Origin of the sequence: Leptospira koniambonensis (assembly GCF_004769555.1) — a bacterium.
Taxonomy (GTDB): Bacteria; Spirochaetota; Leptospiria; order Leptospirales; family Leptospiraceae; genus Leptospira_B; species Leptospira_B koniambonensis.
On sequence record NZ_RQFY01000004.1, the window covers coordinates 976,473 to 996,427 of the forward strand.

15 protein-coding genes are annotated in these 19,955 nt (G+C 38.6%); 9 read left to right on the forward strand and 6 right to left on the reverse strand.

Annotated elements, in window-relative coordinates:
- Positions 1–93 precede the first annotated feature (93 nt).
- Complete coding sequence (locus EHQ52_RS08560; RefSeq protein WP_135614776.1) at positions 94–1,443, forward strand: hypothetical protein; 1,350 nt, start codon at positions 94–96, stop codon at positions 1,441–1,443.
- Between the two features lie 7 nt (positions 1,444–1,450).
- On the forward strand, positions 1,451–3,769 hold the full coding sequence (locus EHQ52_RS08565) for a phosphatase domain-containing protein (RefSeq protein ID WP_208653463.1): 2,319 nt from the start codon (positions 1,451–1,453) through the stop codon (positions 3,767–3,769).
- Between the two features lie 28 nt (positions 3,770–3,797).
- Here EHQ52_RS08565 and EHQ52_RS08570 read toward each other — a convergent pair whose 3' ends face one another.
- The 5 genes from EHQ52_RS08570 to EHQ52_RS08590 form a co-directional block, all read right to left on the reverse strand.
- Positions 3,798–6,128 (reverse strand): ankyrin repeat domain-containing protein, encoded by a 2,331-nt coding sequence (locus tag EHQ52_RS08570; RefSeq protein WP_244244826.1) that lies wholly within the window; start codon positions 6,126–6,128, stop codon positions 3,798–3,800.
- A 4-nt stretch (positions 6,129–6,132) separates the two neighbouring features.
- Entirely contained in the window at positions 6,133–6,645 is a 513-nt protein-coding gene (locus EHQ52_RS08575; RefSeq protein ID WP_135614777.1) for a TlpA family protein disulfide reductase, read from the reverse strand.
- A gap of 116 nt (positions 6,646–6,761) precedes the next feature.
- On the reverse strand, positions 6,762–7,196 hold the full coding sequence (locus EHQ52_RS08580) for a hypothetical protein (RefSeq protein WP_208653503.1): 435 nt from the start codon (positions 7,194–7,196) through the stop codon (positions 6,762–6,764).
- Between the two features lie 55 nt (positions 7,197–7,251).
- Positions 7,252–8,517, reverse strand: coding sequence for an acetyl-CoA acetyltransferase (locus tag EHQ52_RS08585; protein WP_135614779.1), 1,266 nt, complete (start codon positions 8,515–8,517; stop codon positions 7,252–7,254).
- 18 nt (positions 8,518–8,535) lie between these two features.
- Positions 8,536–9,846: a 3-hydroxyacyl-CoA dehydrogenase family protein gene (locus tag EHQ52_RS08590; RefSeq protein ID WP_135614780.1), complete on the reverse strand. Its 1,311-nt coding sequence runs from the start codon at positions 9,844–9,846 to the stop codon at positions 8,536–8,538.
- 401 nt (positions 9,847–10,247) lie between these two features.
- Here EHQ52_RS08590 and amt point away from each other — a divergent pair, with 401 nt between their 5' ends.
- From amt to EHQ52_RS20380, 5 genes are all read left to right on the forward strand, one after another.
- On the forward strand, positions 10,248–12,347 hold the full coding sequence (amt, locus tag EHQ52_RS08595; protein ID WP_135614781.1) for an ammonium transporter: 2,100 nt from the start codon (positions 10,248–10,250) through the stop codon (positions 12,345–12,347).
- 149 nt (positions 12,348–12,496) lie between these two features.
- The gene (locus EHQ52_RS20170; RefSeq protein ID WP_208653464.1) at positions 12,497–12,763 is read left to right on the forward strand and encodes a hypothetical protein; all 267 of its coding nucleotides are present in this window, start codon (positions 12,497–12,499) and stop codon (positions 12,761–12,763) included.
- Complete coding sequence (locus tag EHQ52_RS08605) at positions 12,764–13,927, forward strand: RlpA-like double-psi beta-barrel domain-containing protein (RefSeq protein WP_135614782.1); 1,164 nt, start codon at positions 12,764–12,766, stop codon at positions 13,925–13,927.
- A gap of 114 nt (positions 13,928–14,041) precedes the next feature.
- Positions 14,042–15,799, forward strand: a complete 1,758-nt coding sequence (locus tag EHQ52_RS08610; protein WP_135614783.1) for a hypothetical protein — start codon at positions 14,042–14,044, stop codon at positions 15,797–15,799.
- A 6-nt stretch (positions 15,800–15,805) separates the two neighbouring features.
- Positions 15,806–17,200 carry a cytochrome-c peroxidase gene (locus tag EHQ52_RS20380; RefSeq protein ID WP_135614784.1) on the forward strand — a complete coding sequence of 465 codons (1,395 nt, stop codon included), beginning with the start codon at positions 15,806–15,808 and terminating at the stop codon, positions 17,198–17,200.
- Positions 17,201–17,202: 2 nt separating this feature from the next.
- Here the strand turns inward: EHQ52_RS20380 and EHQ52_RS08620 are convergent, their stop codons facing one another.
- Positions 17,203–18,426, reverse strand: coding sequence for a molybdopterin-dependent oxidoreductase (locus EHQ52_RS08620; protein ID WP_167492192.1), 1,224 nt, complete (start codon positions 18,424–18,426; stop codon positions 17,203–17,205).
- 171 nt (positions 18,427–18,597) lie between these two features.
- Between EHQ52_RS08620 and EHQ52_RS08625 the strand changes: the two genes are divergently transcribed.
- A complete protein-coding gene (locus EHQ52_RS08625; protein WP_135614786.1) occupies positions 18,598–19,395 on the forward strand; it encodes a TOBE domain-containing protein in 798 nt (265 codons plus the stop codon).
- 11 nt (positions 19,396–19,406) lie between these two features.
- Positions 19,407–19,952, forward strand: coding sequence for a metal-dependent hydrolase (locus tag EHQ52_RS08630; protein ID WP_135614787.1), 546 nt, complete (start codon positions 19,407–19,409; stop codon positions 19,950–19,952).
- Positions 19,953–19,955 lie beyond the last annotated feature (3 nt).

The window sequence follows — 19,955 nt, forward strand, 5'->3', positions numbered from 1 at the left end:
AACCTGGGGGATACGTTGGAATTCTCACAGCAGCAATAAATTCTTTACAAAATCTAAAAATTCTCCATCGTTTGCTTCCTTTTGGATGGCCCGATGAAACGATACCTCTTCTTAACAATTTTATTATCCTTTTTCTCTTTTCCTGTATGGTCTCAATCAGCAAATCTTTGGCAGACAATTGTAGGAGGAGAACAATACAGCGGAATGTCTGCTAAAGATTGTCCCGAAGATCTGCCTGGTAGCTTCGTGATATTAAAAGATGGGAGTTCTGTTATCATCGGATCAGCAAACGATTGCAGCAGACTTGATACAAATTCTCTCGCAGAAAAAAGAAAATATTCTAACGCATGGGCAACTAAGATAGATGGGAATGGAAATCCGGTTTGGTGGAGATACTTGTTCACTGGCAAGCCGGTTGATCTTGGAGGATACACTCAATTCGTTTTGAATCATGAAAGTGTATATTCTAAACTTTCCAGAGAAACTTCGGACGGCGGATTTGTGACGATTGGAACTATGGGTTCTGTCGAAAAGAAACAACTCGTATTTATGAAATACGATACAGATGGTAAACTGGTTTGGGATAAATATCTTTTGCCAAAAGATTTTTGTGATTCTTTCTGCGGAGAAACAGATGTAGGAGTTTACCATCTACATGAACTTTCTAACGGAAAATGGACTGCAATTGTTTCTGTTCAATCTCGTATCGAAAAAGAAACGGTAGAAGGTAATAAGACTACAATTTCCAGTACGATCGAAACCGCATATTTGTTTGTTCGTTTTTCTAAAGACGGTGATCTGAAGTTTGTAAAACAACTAAAAGATATCAAAAACTTCCCGGAAACTAGTTTAGGATTTTCTGATGGAGGAGTCTTACTTGCAGAGAATACAAGCATCCAATCCGGAAAAGAATCTCAAAAAGATGTGATCTTGCATAGGATAGACGAAGATGGAAAATCGGTTTGGAAAAAGCAATATGGTAAATCAGGCATAGAAGAGTGGGCATCCAGGATCATTCCTGTTTCTGATGGAAACCTTCTTCTTGCTGGAGCAGTAACCCCAAGTCCAAGAAATACTCAGACCTGGCTTATGAAGTTAAACCAAAATGGAGATGTAATCTCGGAAACAGTTCAGAAGATAGAAGGACTTGGATTTCTGGCCGATATCATAGAAACTCCCGAAAGAGATTTTATGGCACTTTCTGCAGATGGAGAAGGTCCGTTACGTCTGGTAAAATTTTCTTCCGATGGAAAAAAACTTTGGGAGAAAAAACAAACCAAAAGACTTTATTTGGCTCATCGTATCTTAAATGTTCCAGATGGATTTATCATAGAGGCATATACAAAAGGAAAGCCCGCTGTCTATATAGATGCATTATTGATCAGAACTGATAAGGAAGGAAATCTTTCTAAGGACGCAGTTCGGAAGAATTTTCCGAATTAGGATAAAAGTGCAAAAAGGAATTTTAATCACTCAGTGTTTACAAAATGATTTTGTAGAGCCCATCCAAAAGTATGATCCTGTCCCAAATTTATTGCATGTGGGTTATGGGGAAGCACTTCGACTTATGGGGGAAAATCCGGAAGAAGGACCGGTGCTTTCTTTTATGGAATGGGCGTATTCCGAACCTGAGAGTAATTTAGAAATTATTCATATTCGCGATTGGCATCATGCAAATGATCCAAACCAAAAAGAACATTTAGATCAGTTCGGAGCTCATTGTATCCAAGGATCTCACGGTTCCGATTTTGTTTTTAAGAATCTTGCAGAAAGATCTTCAAGGAATACTAAAATAGTAAATGCTTCTGGCCTGAATGATTTTTATAGAACAAATCTGGAAGAAGTTTTATCTCCATTTGCTGATAAGGAAATCAATGTAGGATTAACTGGAGTTTGGACTGAGGCAAAAATTTCCTTTTTAGCCTACGAATTAAAAACAAGATATCCTAAGTTTAGAATTGGGATCTGCAGCGCATTGACTGCGAGTTCTTCCAGGCATATGCATTATGTTTCTCTCGATCAGCTAAAAAGCCTTTTGGGATTAAAAGTGTATTCTTCTTTAGGGACTTTTTCCGAATTCTTAACTGGATCAGTTCCAGTGATTTCACACCACTCATTTCGTGAAGAGTCTGTAAAATTTGAATTTAATGAAACTTTAAACTTACAAGAAGAAGATCGAAACATTCTATATTACCTTTTTAGAGATTGTCGTTCTGTTTCTTTTCAATGTTTGGATGGAGGCTTTTCTGGAAACGTAGTACTAAGAGCCAAAAGTATAGATCAGCTTGGACATTCTCAAGTTCCGACAGTAATCAAAATTGGTGAAAGGGATCCAATTGCAAAAGAAAGAACTTCTTTCGAGAGGATTGAGGAGGTTTTAGGAAATAATGCTCCTAAGATTGTGGATTTTGCTGAAATTGGAAACAGAGGTGCTATTAAATATAGATACGCAGCGATGTTGGATGGCAAAACTCAAGTCTTTCAAGACATGTTTGAAAATACGGATAAAGATTCTGAATTGTTCCCGATCATAGAGACTGTTTTCCAAAAACAACTCGGTCGTTTGTATGACGCTGCCGAACCAGAAAAATTGAATCTACTTGAATATTATGATTTTAATCCAAAATATTCTTCAGGAATAAGAAGAAGAGTAGAGAAACTTTTATCAAAGCCAGCTAACGAAGAAACGATAGAACTTCCTTACGGGAAGAAAGTATTTAACGTATGTAATTTTTACGAAAAGGATCTTCAGAAACTAAAAGAATATGGATCTGTTCCTCATTATATATCTTATATACATGGGGATTTAAACGGCATGAACATTATCATCGATCCACAAAAAAACGTATGGTTGATAGATTTTTTTCACACACATCGAGGGCATGTGATCCGAGATTTAGTAAAATTAGAAAACGATGTACTCTATATATTTACTAAGATACAGGAATCTGAATTAGAGGAAGCGTTTGTTTTGTCCGACCTGATCTTGTCTCAAGCAGATTTAGGAGTTCCTCTTAAAGAAGAAGATGAAAATCGTTTTAGTTCTGAAAAAATCCGTAAAGCTTATAGAACTATTTGTAGATTAAGATCTTTTTATCCAAATTTAATTCGTTTCGATCGAGATCCATATCAAGTCTATGTTTCTCTTTTGAGATATGCGATGCATACTTTAACTTTTGATGAATCTTCCGAACTACAAAAAATTTGGGCTCTATATACCGGTTGTATCTGCGCTCAAAGAGTGAAAAATTTTATACTTTCTTCTAAACGACTCAGAATAGATAAACTAGATCTGGGAGAAACTAAGGGAAAACTTGGGCTTACTATTCTTCCTGGCAGAAGGGACCGAGACCGAGATCTTGCTGAAGATATCCAAGCTTTAAAAGAAGAAGGAATGAATACTGTTATTTCTCTTTTGACTCCGAATGAATATGTAGAGTATGGGGTTCCAGAATTAAAATCTGTTTATTCGCAGAATGGGTTAGATCCGATTTTCTTTCCTATTCTAGACCAAAGAATTCCGGATCGTTCATCTTTAGAAAGATTGCTTGATCAGATGGATAAGAGTTTATCAGAACGAAAAAATATACTTATACATTGTGTTGGTGGTTTGGGTAGATCGGGCACAGTCGCAGCAGCTTATTTAATTTTGAAATTGGGGTACACTCCTGATCAGGCGATTAGAACAGTAAGAAAAGTGCGAACTGAAAGAGCGATTGAATCTAGAGAACAAGAAGAATTCTTACGAGGACTTAAGAGTTCAGTTTAAGAAGAGAAATGTAGAAACTAATATCAGGTTATTCAACGCAGTTAACCTGGCATTCTGCTCCTGCTTTTTTTAAGATCTTAACTATATTCGGATTTTCGTAACGATTCTTTTGGACCGCCCAGTCCATAGGAGTCCAACCAATATTATCTTTTTCGTTCACTCTCGCACCTGCTTGGATCAAAAGTTTTAAAGATTCCGGATCTCCACTTTCTGCAGCTTTATGAACAGGTGTCCAACCCTCATCATTCTTCATGTTTAGATCAGATCCTCTTTGCAAAAGTAATCTTGTGATATCAGGAAATTGAACAGCTAGATGTAAAGGAGTCATCCCATCATTTCGAGTTGCATTTGGATCAGCTCCTGATCTTAAAAACAGAGCGCATAACTCATAAAAACCATGAAGTACTGCTCTATGTAGTGGAGTTTCTCCTTCTCCGTTTTTGGAATTTAACTCCGCTCCTATTTGTAAAAGAAAGGAAGATACTTCATAGTATCCAAACCCTGCTGACTTATGTAGAGGAGTATTGTCTAAATAATCTTTTGTATTTGGATCTGAACCTCTTAGCACAAATCGATTGATATCATCTATCTTTCTCTGGCGAACAGATTCGAAAAAATCTGGATCCAAACTTGGCTCTGTTCTGATAGAACTCCTCAAAATTTTTAAAGAGTCAGGACTAATCAGTATCGTATCACTTTCTGCTAATCTTTGTGCCGCATTTTTGCCTGAATCTGAATGGATAGAATTTGGATTGGCTCCTAGCTTGATGCATGTATCCACTTGTGTTCTGGATTTTTTATCAATTCCTTCATGAAGAAGAAGGTCTGCTCTTTCCTGATCGAATAAATTTTTACCAACCTGAGGCGCTGCCTTATTTCTGAAATGGTTGAAATACTTGATCTGTTCTTCTGAAACGAATTCGGATCTTGCTAAAATTTCCAGGATCTGTTTGAAACCTTCTCCTATCTTTTCTATATAATTTTTCTTACGATCTGGATCTGACTCTAAGGCTTCTGCCAAAAATGATTTTTCTAAATTCTGATATGATCCTGAAAGTTTACTTTGTAGATAGGATCTTCCTGTAGTTTCGGAGGTTAGAATCTTTCTTTCTACTCTTGATTTTAATGCAGAAGATTCCGGTCCGGATCTTAATTTGATAAGCTCACTTCGAACCGCTCTATAATTTAAGATAGCACCTGTGAAATCAAAATCTGCATAAAGCCTGTCTCCTTCTTTCTCTTCCAGACCAAAGATCAGAAAATTTAGTTTTTCGATCCGATCATCTAATGCCTTTTCAAATTCAGCCAATCTAAAAGAAGAAGGAGTTTTGGTAGTATATTCTTTTTTAAGATCCTTATATTGCTCAGTTAATTTTTGCAGAAAAGAGACTTCTCCACCTTTCTGAGCAGATAAGTCCATTTCGGAAAATTTATCTTTATATATTAGAAAATAGGAATTAGATATTTTGCCTCGGATATTTTTTAAATAATCTGACATCTCCGTTTTAGATCTGTCTGAAAGCCTTTGTTCTAAAGCGTTCAAAGTATCCACATATTCTGGAATGGATTTCTCATAGAGTTTTTCTTTCACAAGATCATCTGCCTTGGAAAGTTTTGGCCTGATAGTTTCTATAAAACTTTTAGCACTTTGATCCTCTATTCTAAAATTTAGAACATTGATCTCTCCAGTTTTGTCGTCCTGGACCTTAAAGCTTGGAAATTCTACCTTCTCCACTACTCCAGGAAATGCGGCTGCAAAATTGATCGCATATCTTGGATCGATTAATTTGCGTCCTGCTTCAGAAGAATAATAATCTATTTGGTATTCCGGAAATTCCAGATCGAAAGAAGTTTTGATTGTATAAGTTAGTGCAACCGAATCTCTTTTTTGAGACCTTAAATTGATCTTATAACCCTTATTCGAAGGAAAGATAGTACCTGAAATTAATTCATCAGCATCGATTGCATCTGCGATTTGTTTCATACAGATCTCGTCGCTGCAATTTAACTTTTGGTTTAACTCAACTTGTTTGAGAAGTGCTGCCAAAGAATCATCGTCGGCTATATTATATTTTCCTTCAAAATTTTTTAATATAGAATTGATGATCCCGTTCCTAAACCTGCTTTCTAAAAATTTTGGGACTCCATTTTCTAATTTGAGTTTATGGATATATATTTTCTGGACCGAGCTTTCTTTCGAGAAAAGTCCTGAGCTGGAGAGAAGGAAAAGTAAAAGAACACAAGCAATTTTTAAAAAAGCGCCTTTTGTTGGAATTCCAACATTGCACGACTGCCGATCAACATTCACATTAGAGTTAGTTAACAATCGAACCGGCGACTTCACAAAAATCTTTCCCAAAGGATTATCTCCTATTTTCCAGAACGGAAATCATTTTGGACCAGTTTTCTTTGGTGTATCCGAATTCTTTGAATATTACGTTTTTCTTTTGGACCACGATGGTTGTAGGAGTTCCTGGGAATTCTAAAATTCTCATGCTAGTTTGCAAGCTATCAAAGTATAAGGAAGCTTGTTTTTTAATTCCTAACTCATTCGCTAATTTAGACACAGAACTAGGATCATCTCCTACAAAAACGATCCAAAGATGTAGTTTTGTTTTTGGATGAGAACCGTTCCATTTTTTAGAATATTCTAATAGATTCGGGACTTCTTCTTTGCAAGGAGGGCAATCAGAACTTGTGAAATTCAGAATGACCAAATCTTCGTCAGGGACTTTACCAAGTTCTTGGTATAATGTTTTTCTTTCTAGATCCAAGGAATAAAGTGGAATGTTTTGGATCTCGTTTTGATCTTTTGGACCTGCGGAAAGGTTTCCGAAAGTAAACAGTGAGATTAGAAACCAAAGGATCGTTTTCATACAAAAGTGAAAGGGGCTTCCCTTTTAAAAATTGGACCCAAGTTGGGCACAATTTACTCCCAGGGTTTTTAGATTTAGAATGAAGTTCTAAAAATTAGGAATGGATTTGGGATCAGTTAATCTTCTTCGCTTGTGAATGTGAAAACGAAAGAAGCTAATATACTTAGAACGGATTGGTAGAATACCCAAAGCCAGATCAGTTTTACCGGAAAGGCACCAGTAAATTGAGAGATTGCTAAAGCAGGAGCTACAAAAGCAGCGATTGAAAAACAAATCCCAGTTAGTAATCCGCCTAAAAGACCATAAGGTAACGCAGGTCTAACAAGAGATGCTAATATTCCAATGAAGAATACTTCTAAGATGTCAGCAACAATAGGTCCGATCCAAAATACTTGTGACATTGGAACGAAGAAGTCCTTTAAGTTTGGATCAAAATAGAATGTAGAGAATAATAAAGTTCGAAGGGAAACAGAGGCTACTTCCCAAATTCCAAGAGCTACGAAAAACCTAAGTAAGAATTGATTCCAATCTTTCGCTGTGCGTAAACCCATATAAACGAAAAGCCCGGGGATACCGGGCTTTTCCATTCTTTTTTGTAGAAAGAATTTATTTTCCGACTACGAACACGTAATTGGTGGTTGCTGATCCTCCGATATTGAGCATCAGTCCATTTTTAGCGCCTTCTACTTGGTAATCACCTGCAGTTCCAGTAACTTGTTTGTAGATGTCTAACATCATTCTAACACCGGAAGCTCCAACAGGGTGTCCCGCTCCGATAAGTCCACCGGAAGGGTTGATTGGTTTTTTACCGTGGAAGTCGATCACTCCGTCTTCGATTGCTTCGTGTTCTTTACCAGGTTGAGTGATCCCGAAAGCAGAGATCGCTGCATACTCAGAAGAAGTGAAACAGTCGTGAGTTTCGAAAACATCGATGTCCTTCGTATTCAAACCAGAACGATCGAATGCATCCTTAACGGTTTGACGAGTCCAAGGAAGAACCCATTTGTCACCTTTAGATTCAGCAACTTTTGCTTCGAAGGTGATTGGAGCAACTCTGTGTCCCCATCCTTTGATCTTAGGATAAGCAGAAAGTTTAGTTCCTTTTTTCTTAGCGAATTCTTCTGCGTAATTTTTGTTAGCAAGAACTACTAACGCAGCGCCATCAGTTACCTGAGAACAGTCGGTGATTGCAAGGCGTCCACCCACTGCCATATTGAACTCACCACCCCTTGAATTTGCGTGTTCATTGTTCATGAACCAAGAGCGAGTTTGAGCTTTAGGGTTACGTTTTGCGTTTGCGTAATTAATTCTAGAAATTTCCGCAAGAGCTCCCATATAACGTTTTTCATCTAACTTATAACGCTCTAATAGAACGTCTGCGAGTTTTCCGAAAAGTTTAGGGAATGGGAATTGAACTCCCTTAGCTTCTTTTTCGTAATATGCTGCTGTTCCTAAGAAGTCTCCTCCAACGGAAGAAGAAACTGTTTTCATGATCTCCATACCAACAACGATCGCTACATCATAATCTTTAGAGCGAAGTTTGGTTTGAGCAGCATCAATCGCAACAGAGCCGGAAGCACAAGCTGCCTCATAACGAGCTCCTGGAACTCCGAAGAAACAAGGGTCAACTTCAGTTAAGAAAGCGCCCAAATGTCCTTGGACTGCATATTGTTCCCCGTCAAAGTTTCCTACGAAAACTCCGATACGATTTTGTTTGTTTAACTTTTTGATTTCGTCAGGAGTAAGACCAACTTTTTCTAGTCCGTCTTGAACGGCTTCCCTGAACAAGGACATGAAGGTTTTTCCTTCTTTAGTCCAGTTACGTTGGAAGTCTGTTTGCTCTCCGCCGAGTACGTAAACTGCATCTTTCATGTAATCTTTCCTCCCTTATTATCCTTTAAAAAGAGAACGAGCGTCTAAAATATCTTTCAATTGATAGAAAGGTTTTCCCGCTTTCGCTTTTGCCAATACTTCCGGAACAGGAAGTTTTGCTTTAGTGATTAGACTGATTGCTTCCTTAGGTCCGCCTAAGAAGTCTACAAATGCAGATGCAGGAGCCCAGTTAAATCCGGTTCCCATTGCAAGATCACTCATTTCTTTAGTATCTACAACTTCTCCCACGATGGAAAGAGAGTAGCTTACGTAACGAGCGATAAAGTAACGAGCGATATCTGCTTCCAGACCTTTCGCTTCTTTTACTATATTCATTGCGCCGATATAATCAGCCTCGCCGATCCTGCGGTTTGCTTCTTTGATAAAAGGAATATCAAATTTAGGGACCGGAACATACAGGTCACCTTTGATATCATAATACAATTTTTCCTTTTTACCATCAGGAGTTTTGGTCATTTTATAAAGACCTTGTCCGGACTTTCTTCCTAAGTCACCTTTATCGATTAACTTTTGGAAATAACCAGGAAGTTTGAATGTAGAATGTGCAGCATCTTTAGTCATCTCATAGAGGTTGTCTACGATTGCTTTGTGAACATCTAAACCAACGAAGTCAGCAGTGTCTAGAGGAGCCATTGCTCTTCCAGTGTATCCACTCATGATTGCGTCGATAAGTGCGATACCACCTTTGTCGGAATATTCTTCTGCTTTGAGAGCAGCTTCATTGATCAACTGGAATCCGATCCTGTTACCTGCGAATGCTGGAGTATCATTCGTATAAACTACAGCGCGTCCCAGAGTTTTATCCAGATACTCACCTAGTTTTTTGGTAACTTTCTTATCGTTTCCTGCGTGAGTTACTAATTCACAAAGGATCATTTTATACGGAGGGTTGAAGAAGTGAGTTCCGTAATAATGTTTTTTACCGTCTTCGTCAAAAGCATCTGCTAGACGAGCGATAGAAAGACCAGAAGAAACAGTAGATACGATAGTGCCCGGTCTACGAGCTTTCGCGATCCTTTTGTTAATCGGTTCTTTTACTTCATAACTTTCTGCAACAAGCTCGAAAACCCAATCGGATTCGGAGACTGCTTTTTCCAGGTCTTGGTCATAAGAACCAGGAATTAATCTAGGACGAATAGTGTCCGTTTTGATGGAAGAAATTGCTTTTTCGATCCCTTCTTTAGCCTTGTTTACGTCACGAGCCAACATATGGACTTTCGCTTTGCCGAAGGCTGCTACGATAGCTGCGGATCCGGCGCCCATTGTCCCATTTGCGCCAAGAACGGTTACGGTTTTGATTTCCCTCATGGAATTATACCAACATCTCGGTTTTTATAGAGTTAAGTCCTTGTTTAAAACAGGCTTTTAAGAGGGAAAGGCTTTTTTCTCCTCCGAAGCCCCTGCTTTAGCCGTTATCTATCAGACTTTGTAGAACGGTCGTTACGTTCGAAATAAACGCTGTTCTCCCAAAAAAATCAATTTTCTCTCCAATTATAGGAAGTTTCAGGGTTTGAAGAAGGAGCCATGTCCTCTTTAGAACCTAGAACTCACTCAATTAGGTGACTGGTTTCTTGAGTAATTATCATCTTCTTTGTTACATTCATATCAGGTTTACCGCTTGCCTCTTGTTAGATTAGAATAAAATGATTCCGATAATTTAAATTGATAAGCGAAACATATATCAGGAATCATTCGGGGGAACCTTTTCTATGATCTTAGAAAAGAGCTTATTAGATATACTTTGGGTCTTGGTATGTTCGGGACTAGTGCTAATCATGCAAGGTGGTTTCCTTGTATTAGAGTCCGGACTTACTAGAGCCAAAAACTCCATTAACGTTGCGATCAAGAATGTGGCGGACTTCGGAGTTGCTACTCTTCTTTTTTACACATTCGGATTCGGACTCATGTTCGGAGTGACTTGGAATGGTCTTATAGGAACTTCTTTATTTGCTCCTGTGTTTCCAGAAGGTAAGGCTTGGCCTCCCACCTTCTTCTTATTCCAATTAGTTTTTTGCGGAACTTCTGCAACGATTGTTTCAGGAGCAGTTGCAGAAAGATTAAAATTCCATTCTTATTTATTTGCTACGGCTCTTATCTCAGGAGTGATCTATCCAATCGCAGGTCATTGGTGTTGGGGAGGAAGTTTAACAGAAGAGAATCATGGCTGGTTAGCCGCGAGAGGATTTCATGATTTCGCTGGTTCCACTTTGGTTCATAGTGTTGGTGGTTGGGTATCACTTTCACTTCTTCTTGTCGTGGGAGCAAGGATAGGAAGATTTCCAGAGAATGAACCACCTAAAACTGTAACCGGAAGTAATTTGCCAATGGCGATGTTAGGTGGAATTCTTCTTTGGTTCGGATGGATGGGATTCAATGGGGGAAGTACTCTGGGTTTTAACGAAAAAGTTCCAGGTATTATTCTAAACACGATCATCTCTTCTGGATTTTCTCTCATGGTTGCGATGTTGGCAGCTTGGTTGATCAAAGGTTTTCCAGAAGCAACTGCACCTTTGAATGGATCCTTGGCTGGACTAGTTGCAATCACTGCAGGAGCAGATTGTTTTACTCCGGTTCAATCAGCGATCATCGGAAGTATCGCTGGCTCATTTGTTCTTCCTACAGAAAAACTTTTAGAAAAACTCAAGATAGATGATGCAGTGGGGGCAATCCCGGTCCATTTAATCGGAGGAATTTGGGGAACCATTGCCGTAGGAATTTTTGGTAATCTGGATCTGATCGGGCATAATGTTACCAGGACTTCTCTTCTTCTTACCCAAGTTCTTGGGATCGTTGCCGTGGGAGGATTTGCATTCGGACTTTCTTTACTGATCTTCTACCTGATTAATAAATTTTTCCCTCTTCGGGTGGATGGGGACGAAGAGAGAATGGGCCTGAATATTTCAGAACATAAGGCAACTACTGAGCTCATTGATCTATTCTTAGCGATGGATTATCAAAGAAAGACTGGGGATCTGGCAGTAGATGTTCCTGTAGAACCATTCACTGAAGTGGGTCAAATTGCAGAACGTTACAATTTGGTTCTCGGAACAGTACGTTCTACGCTTGCAGATAATGAAAAAGCAAGAATAGAGATCGAAGAAGCTTATGAGAAGGTGCGTATCGAGCAGGATAAGGCGGAAAAATTGCTACTGAACATTCTTCCTGACTCTATTGCACAGGAATTGAAGTCAAACGCAGGACTCATCGCAGATAGTTATCCGAATGTTTCTATACTTTTTGCAGATATTGTTGGTTTCACTAAAATTTCTGCAGTGATGAAGCCTGAGTCCGTAGTACGCATCTTAAACGAAGTATTTTCTCATTTCGATATTCTGGCAGAAAAGTACGGTTTGGAGAAGATCAAGACCATCGGAGATGCGTATATGGCTGTAGGAGGCCTTCCTTTACCGAATGAAGCACATCCTTTGCTTGTAGCTCACATGGCTTGGGACATGAAGGAACTTCTTTCTAAATTCAAACTCAAGAAAATGGGTACTAAACTGCGTATGAGGATAGGAATTAATACTGGTCCAGTAGTCGCAGGAGTCATCGGAACTAAAAAATTCATCTACGATATATGGGGAGATGCAGTAAATCTTGCTAGTCGTATGGAATCTCATGGTGTTCCGGGAGAAATTCAGGTCACAGAATCCACTGCTGAACTAATTAAAACCGATTTTGCGTTAACAGAAAGAGGAGAGATCAAGGTGAAAGGAAAAGGTTTAGTCAAAACCTTCTTAATTAGCCATCGACTACGTTCTCCTGAAGAGAGTTTTACCGATCTAGGATACTCATTCAGCACAACTTAAGATAGAAATGAATCATTATGAAATGTTTTACATTGCTTTAATGAAATAAAATGAAAAAAGGTTTTACTCTTTTTGCTCTAAGTCTTACGAGTGGAAATTTACTCTAGGAATAACGGAAAGATTCCCCAGATACAAGGAGTATCTATACCATGGTAGCTAAGAAGAAAGCAAAGAAAAAAGTCGCACCTAAGAAGAAAGCGGCAAAGAAGAAAGTAGCGAAAAAAAAGGTCGTTAAGGCCACTAAGAAGAAAGCAGTTAAGAAGAAGTCTGCGCCTAAAAAGAAAGTAGTTAAGAAAAAGACTGCTCCAAAGAAACCGGCGCCTCGTCCTGCTGCTCCAGTTGCGACCCCAGAACCTACGCCTGCACCAAGCCTGTTCCCAACTGGCGGTTCCAGCGAAGGAGAGAGCAATATCTAATTGCTCTTTTTTCTAAAAAAACTGGTCCCGCTCCCTCTTGGGAGCGGGATATTACTCTACCTTCTACTCTTCTCCACCTCCCTATACAGCCAAAACACTCCTCCAGTTTATGCAAAAGTACTCTGCATCAACTCTCCGGAAGGTTGTGAATGTAAGTTTCCTGAAAAGGAACATGGCATCCGTGTATTTCACGGGGAAGCAGTCATTTTAGAAGATCCATTCACCAAGTCAGAAACTTCTAAGATACGTCGCTCTAAAGAGTCCTGCATCTATCCAAGGAGCAATTTGAAACCTCTGGCATACCAACATGCGTTTCGACCCATGCAGACGTCTCTGGATCATTCTCCTAAGCCTCTAGAAAGATTTCTCTCCAATGATGACCTGGAACGTTTGTCGGAATTCCAACCAACGAGTCTAGGAGCCTATTATCCTACGTATTATCATTTAGCATTGGAGGAAGCATTTCCCGGAACAGAAGTGGCCGCTTATTCTCCTTCTGGAAAAGAAATTGGCCGAGCATCTGCTACATTCTTAGAACAAGTACGTTGGGAAGGTTCCGGGATCGCAAAAGATGGGAAGAAATACCATTTCGCCGGAGAAGGAAAATACGAACTCTATGATCTGGAATGGGGTTGGGGTGCTGGATATAATTACCAAGTATTTCCATATCGCACCTTAGCTGTGAGTTTTAAGGATCTATGTGAAAAGATTGGGTCCAGAATTTCTTCCTGCAATAAATCCAAAGTGATCGGTACACTCGCTTTTATTTCTAAGATCAAAGAGAAGAAGATCAAAATGCAGAATGGGAAGTACCATGACGGGTACTTCTGCCTAAACGATACTGGATCTCCTCTGTATATCCGAGATGATAGAGTGGATATGTTCGTAGGAGTTCATGGAGGAGGGAGTCCTTACCAGCCTCAGGAACTTTCCAGAAATATCTTTTTAGATGCAGGGATTCATCCTCTATATCCTTCCGATTGGAAATTATATAGCTCCGAAAAGGAAAGATTCTGGTGCCCTAAGGAAAAACTTCCTAGAAATCCTTTCTCTCCTTCAGAATCAGAATGCAAATTGGATTATCATGCCCAGGCTCCAGAGAAGGGAATGGAAATGAAGATCTTCTTCCGCAAGGATGGAAGTTTGGTACGTTGCAGGACTTGATCCTAAATCTCTAATCAAACAAGCATATTCTATATTATAAAATTCGCCCGATTCGTTTAACAAATCGTTCTATCTTGAATTGACAGTCGTTATATAGATAATTATATAGCGAATATGAGTTCTCGAAAACCGGATCGATATCTAAAAGTTTATCTTGGACTGATCCTCTTTTTAAGTTCTTATTCGATCTGGTCCTTCGATATAATTACAGAAGATAAGAAATTATCAGTTCCTTCTAAATTTACAGTAAACGGAACTTTATGGGTTTCCTATGGACTGAATGATAAAAAGCCGAATGGTGCTCCAGATTATTCCGGACCGAATAGCCAAAGCACTGGTTTTAGAGTCGCAAGAGCCTTAGTAAATATCCAAGGAGATATTGAAGAAGGAGAATATAAGGGTTATGGATTCAGGATCACACCTGATGTTTATTCTACTTATTCTCAAGAAGCAAATGGTTGTACGAATTTTGATGGAAGCCAAGTCTGTCAGGGATTTAATGATTACGCCTTTAGTTTAAGATTCGCTTATTTTAATATGCCTCTGTTCGATCGATTCCTTACCTTAAGGGTCGGGCAACAACCTGCAGCAGTTACGATCAGCCCAGTATTCAATCTCACTGAGATGATGGCACATCGTTATATCGATGGAGATCCAACAGGAAGAATGGGGGCATCTGCTGCATTCCAAAACTTTGGATTTTCCACAGGTGTAGAAAGAGGACTTAGTATTTTTCACAAAGATGAATATTATGGATTTCATTTCATGTTGGGAAATGAATCCACTCATCGCAGAAATAATGCACAAGATTTAGAGATACTTACTGTCACAGGTTCCAGCGATAAATTAAATTCATTATCAAATGGTTCTGGAGATTCTTACGGATTAGATTTTCAAGGGATCTTGAATTTTTTGCCGACTGGAGATTCCAAAAAGTTTCTAGCAGGCTTAAGTTCTCCTTTCATTTTCAAAAATATAACAGGCATTGATAGAGACGAAGTAGAATATAACTCTGCGAATTTTGTATGTACTGCTGATTGCCAAAATCATCCGCGGGTTCGGATGTTTAGAGGGGAAAAAAGAGCAAAGCAGGATATATACTTTGGATTGCAGACGGATCTTGCTTATAATGAAGATTCTTTCTCCTTTGCGTTGGGAGGAGGCCCTTACTATTTTTTAGACAGAAGAGGAAAATCTTCTCTCATCAACGAGCAAATCTTATTTCCGGAAGATTTTTTCAACCAAGGTTTAGATACAACAGTTGCCTCCAACGAATTTCGTAAACTGTATGCAACCAATACTCGAGATGAAAGAGATTCTTTGGCAAAGGGACTCTATTTTTATACTCACGTGAGATATAAAAAAATCGGTGCGTTCTTAATGTATACAACCGGAACAGGGAACGGAATGGGAAGGGCACAAGACCCTGTAACTGGGGTAATGTCTGCACCTTCTAATGTTCCTTGGATAGATCAAGTGGTTCGTTATGATCTGCAAACAGATGGAGTATTAGGTAATGTCAATATCAGAGATATATTCGATCTAAGAAATCATGTAGATCATGGTAAGGCGAGGTTTTATAAAACTGTAGCTTCCTTAAATTATTTTCCAATGGAAAGACTAAAAATTTCCTTAGCCGTTATCCAAATTGTATCCATTGATCAAACTGGAAAACCCACCAGAGTAAATTCTTTGGAAAGGATTAGGGGAGACGAAAGAACAACCGGGGTAGAATCTCATAATGTATCAGATCAATTTTCCGAAGTGGTTCTGACCTCGCTTGGATTTCCAAATGGTGTAACTGTAAACGATCTGATTGGAAAACCTTTGGTAGAAACCCAAACTCTCATCGCTACCGAATATATATTTTAGAAAAAGATGAAACGTTTAGGAAATATCAGCAATTATATTTTATTCTTCTTAGCTGCTTTTTGTACAGTTTGCAGTCCTAAACTTTCTGCTTCTGCCGATGGATTGGCGGTGTTCGCATTTTTGGATTTGGAAACAGAAGATGATCGTTTGAGAAGAGTCCTTGCCTCAAACCAGGTTGGACCTTTGGATAAACACGAATCTCCTTCTGCTGCTGTTCTAAAATTAGGAGAAGCATTATTTTTTGATAAAATACTCTCAGGAAATAAAAACATTTCCTGCGCCACTTGTCATAACCCAGGACTTGTTTCAGGAGACACACTTTCATTATCTATTGGAGAAGGCGGGGCAGGCTCCGGGCCAACTAGAAGTCTGAATACTGGAGTGTTTATCCATAGAAATTCTATGGAATTGCATAATCGTTCTTCTTTGGAATGGAAAAGTTTTTTCTGGGACGGAAGAATATCTATAGATGAGAATTCAAATTTCGTTTCTCCATCTGGAGTCGTTTTACCCTCTTCTGGTCTCAAAAGTTTATTAGCCGCTCAGGCAATGATCCCAGTCCTTTCTAGAACAGAAATGCTTGGACAAAGTGGAAGCAATTCTCTCGCTAATATTTCCGATTCAAATCCCCAAGCAATTTGGAATGGTCTCTTACAAAGATTATTGGATATTCCTGAATATGTGAACTTATTCCAAGACGCATATCCCGAGATAGATGTTTCTGAATTAGGTTTTGAAGACGCTTCTAACGCGTTAGGAGATTTTACAGGTCATCTTTGGGATACTACAGATTCAGGTAATTGGGATCTCTCTCCGTGGAATCGATATTTAGACGGAGATAATAGTGCCTTGAATAGCAAAGCTAAATCAGGCGCATTCTTATTTTATGGAAAGGCAGGATGTTCTAGATGCCATTCAGGTTCTTTGATGACTGACCAAAAATTTCATAATTTGGCAATTCCACAATTTGGTCCTGGGTTTGGGGCAGATTCTCCTTTAGACAAAGGAAGATTCGGAGTGAGTGGAAATACAAACGATACATTTGCATTTAGGACTCCTTCTTTGAGAGAAGTTTCATATACTTCTCCTTATTTTCATAATGGAGCCTATACTTCGTTACGAGATGTGATCCGTCACCATTTAAGGCCTAGAGATTTTCTTTTAAATTATGATCCGAATAATATCCCGACGGATCTAAGAAGTTCTTATTTATCTAGTTCTACGGTAAAAAATGAAATTTTAGCGACTTTAGATCCATTATTAAATGTGAATATAGTACTTTCAGAAGATGAAATGGACCAGTTGCTTGAATTTTTGAGTGCACTTTCTTCACCCACTACTTTGAGTCTGGGCAATAAAATTCCTGCAACTGTTCCAAGTGGATTATCTGTCAGCGACTGAAATTACTCCGCCTTCTTCAAGATAATTGTATTCAGCCAACTCATCTTACGAGGCCCTAAGTTAATCCCGCCTGCAACATCTCCACCATAAGGTGCAGTATCTTCACTGGAGATAGTAGCAATATAATCAGTATCACAAACATTACCTGTACCTGAACAAGAAGTATAATCTCCTAAAGAAGCTGGAGGAGTGTAATAATTTCCTCCCAAACCTTTTTTAAATTCAGTGATTACGATTACTCCAGGAGAAGGAAGGGATCCACTTCCTGAACCTATGATTGTATTCGAAAGTTCTGCGTAAGAATGAGTGATCCTATATTTGTCAGTAGCTTCTAAAATAACATAGTAACTTTGGAAATCATTTGGACTTCTTAAAGTTGATTTAGAAAGAACTTCTAGAAGAGAGACACCTTTTCCTAAAATATAATGTTTACTATTGGAAATAGGGCCGATCGCGCTAAAATCGACAGATGAGAAGTTGGAAACATTTTGAAGATCGGAAATTGAATAATTGAGAGGAGTGATCACATCTCCCGTAACACTGAAAGAAGCGGTTGTTCCGGTCCCACTCTGTGTCAGCCATTCGTTGATCACAGTGATCTTAGTTAAAAATTTAACGTATCGAGTTCCTTGGTTAATATCACCTTTAGAAACGAATGCCATACTTCCTGAATTTGCATCCAGTAGGCCACCATTCTTTTCGTAAGCGATAATCATTTCAGCGCCTAAGGAAGTTCTCATTAGTTCTGTATAAGAGACTACTGCCTTATAACCGTCCTTTCCCTCTAACACTACTACTGTGGCTCTACCATCTTTACCTTTATCTAGAGGTTTGAACTTGCCGCCTATATTGATCAGATCTCTTAAAAGAACTCCGTTAAAGCTACTTACTGTTTCGATCAGATTTCCGTTTTTATCTTTGATAGAAAGATTATTCAGAGTCACCTTTTGAGGAAATTTAGAATCATCTTGTAAGGAAGTCACAGTATATAAACCGGATTCGAAATAAGGAGCCACTGTTAGATCCGTATTTCCGCCATTATCGGGGCCTATTAAAGAGAAAGAATTACTATAGAATGTATTATCAGAAGAACGTAAGGCTAAAGCAGCTAGCCCTGATCCGTCAGTCCCAGAGTTCGGCGAACAAAAAACAATAAGCGAATACGAAACATAAAAGAAGGTTAATTTAAAGAAAATAGATAGGAACCTGCGTTGGGAGAAAAACATAAAAATTAGCATCCTTGATATTGGTAAGGACTCACTAATTCGCTATATAGTCAACTATATAGCGAATGAATAAATTCACATAGTCTTAAAAAATCGGATCTGTGCTTTCCTTAAGGAAAATTTTTGATACTCCTAAGAGTGGCTTTTTCTTATTATAGAACCGGAGAAAAGATGAAGGATAAGTTACAGATCGATGGGGCTCTTTGGCTTAAGTCCAACAAAGAAAACAAATTAGGCAGGGAGAAGATAGAGTTACTTCGTGCGATCGAAAAATGCGGATCCATATCGAAGGCAGCAAAAGAAGTAGGGATTAGTTATAAAACTGCATGGGATTCCATCGACTTGCTAAATAATTTATATAAAGAAATTCTGGTCGAAAAAAGTGTAGGTGGGACCAGCGGTGGTGGAGCAAAACTCACCGATAAAGCCAAAGAAATGATCCAGCTCTATCAAATAGTTGAAGATGAGCACAGAAAATTTCTAACCAGAATAAGCGAAAGAATGGACAACCCGTTCGAACTCTTGAATTTTCTTAACCGTATCTCAATGAAAACCAGTGCAAGAAATCAATTTTATGGAAAGATAAAAACCATCCAAAAGGGGGCAGTAAATTCTGAGATCATTATCTCTCTAAAAGGAGAACAAGAGATTACTGCAGTCATTACCAATCAAAGTGTGATCAATCTTGGTTTGAAGGTTGGCAAAGATGTATATGCATTGATCAAAGCTTCTTTTATTTTTCTTTCTAAAGATACAGATCCATCCATTAGTTCAGAAAATAAACTGAATGGAAAAATTTTCTCCATCATAAAAGGTAGCGTAAACGACGAGATCATTATAGAATTGAATGGTGGAACCAAACTCACATCAATAATCACAAGCCAAGCCACTGAACAGCTTAAGCTAAAAGAAGAAGAAGAGATCTGTGCATTCTTCAATGCTTCTTCCGTAATTTTAGCTACTGAATAATCGATCCACCAATGGCTACAATATTCTCCCATCCAGCAGTTCCGATCTCAATCTTCTTCCTTTTAGGAAAAAAGAAAATCCCTGGATTACTTGCAGTTTTTGGAATATTCTTCTCTATTCTTCCTGATTTCGACGTAGTTGCTTTTAAATTTGGAATTCCATACGAAAGCGATTGGGGTCATCGAGGATTTACTCATTCTATCTTATTTGCATTGGTAATGTCCTGTCTTGTGGCATTTTTTAGGACCAAACTGAAAGCAAGTTGGCTTACTATCTTTTTATTTCTTTTTGTATCTGCAATCTCTCATGGAGTGTTGGATGCGATGACAACTGGCGGGTTAGGAGTTGGATTTTTAATTCCTTGGAATTCTGAAAGGACCTTTTTTGAATATAGACCAATTAGAGTTTCTCCCATTGGTCCAAAGAATTTTTTCACGGAAAGAGGTTGGTTTGTGATCCAGTCGGAACTTTTGTATGTTTGGGCCCCGGCAATTTTGATCTCTATCTTTGGGATTATAACAAGAATGATCTGTAAAAAGAATAATGCTCTAAACTAAAGG

What these genes read in the sequence shown, in the direction of transcription:
- EHQ52_RS08560 (WP_135614776.1), top strand. Translation starts at nt 94, where the DNA reads ATGAAACGATACCTCTTCTTAACAATTTTATTATCCTTTTTCTCTTTT.
- EHQ52_RS08575 (WP_135614777.1), bottom strand. Translation starts at nt 6,645, where the DNA reads ATGAAAACGATCCTTTGGTTTCTAATCTCACTGTTTACTTTCGGAAAC.
- EHQ52_RS08580 (WP_208653503.1), bottom strand. Translation starts at nt 7,196, where the DNA reads ATGGGTTTACGCACAGCGAAAGATTGGAATCAATTCTTACTTAGGTTT.
- EHQ52_RS08585 (WP_135614779.1), bottom strand. Translation starts at nt 8,517, where the DNA reads ATGAAAGATGCAGTTTACGTACTCGGCGGAGAGCAAACAGACTTCCAA.
- EHQ52_RS08590 (WP_135614780.1), bottom strand. Translation starts at nt 9,846, where the DNA reads ATGAGGGAAATCAAAACCGTAACCGTTCTTGGCGCAAATGGGACAATG.
- amt (WP_135614781.1), top strand. Translation starts at nt 10,248, where the DNA reads ATGATCTTAGAAAAGAGCTTATTAGATATACTTTGGGTCTTGGTATGT.
- EHQ52_RS20170 (WP_208653464.1), top strand. Translation starts at nt 12,497, where the DNA reads ATGGTAGCTAAGAAGAAAGCAAAGAAAAAAGTCGCACCTAAGAAGAAA.
- EHQ52_RS08610 (WP_135614783.1), top strand. Translation starts at nt 14,042, where the DNA reads ATGAGTTCTCGAAAACCGGATCGATATCTAAAAGTTTATCTTGGACTG.
- EHQ52_RS20380 (WP_135614784.1), top strand. Translation starts at nt 15,806, where the DNA reads ATGAAACGTTTAGGAAATATCAGCAATTATATTTTATTCTTCTTAGCT.
- EHQ52_RS08620 (WP_167492192.1), bottom strand. Translation starts at nt 18,426, where the DNA reads ATGTTTTTCTCCCAACGCAGGTTCCTATCTATTTTCTTTAAATTAACC.
- EHQ52_RS08625 (WP_135614786.1), top strand. Translation starts at nt 18,598, where the DNA reads ATGAAGGATAAGTTACAGATCGATGGGGCTCTTTGGCTTAAGTCCAAC.
- EHQ52_RS08630 (WP_135614787.1), top strand. Translation starts at nt 19,407, where the DNA reads ATGGCTACAATATTCTCCCATCCAGCAGTTCCGATCTCAATCTTCTTC.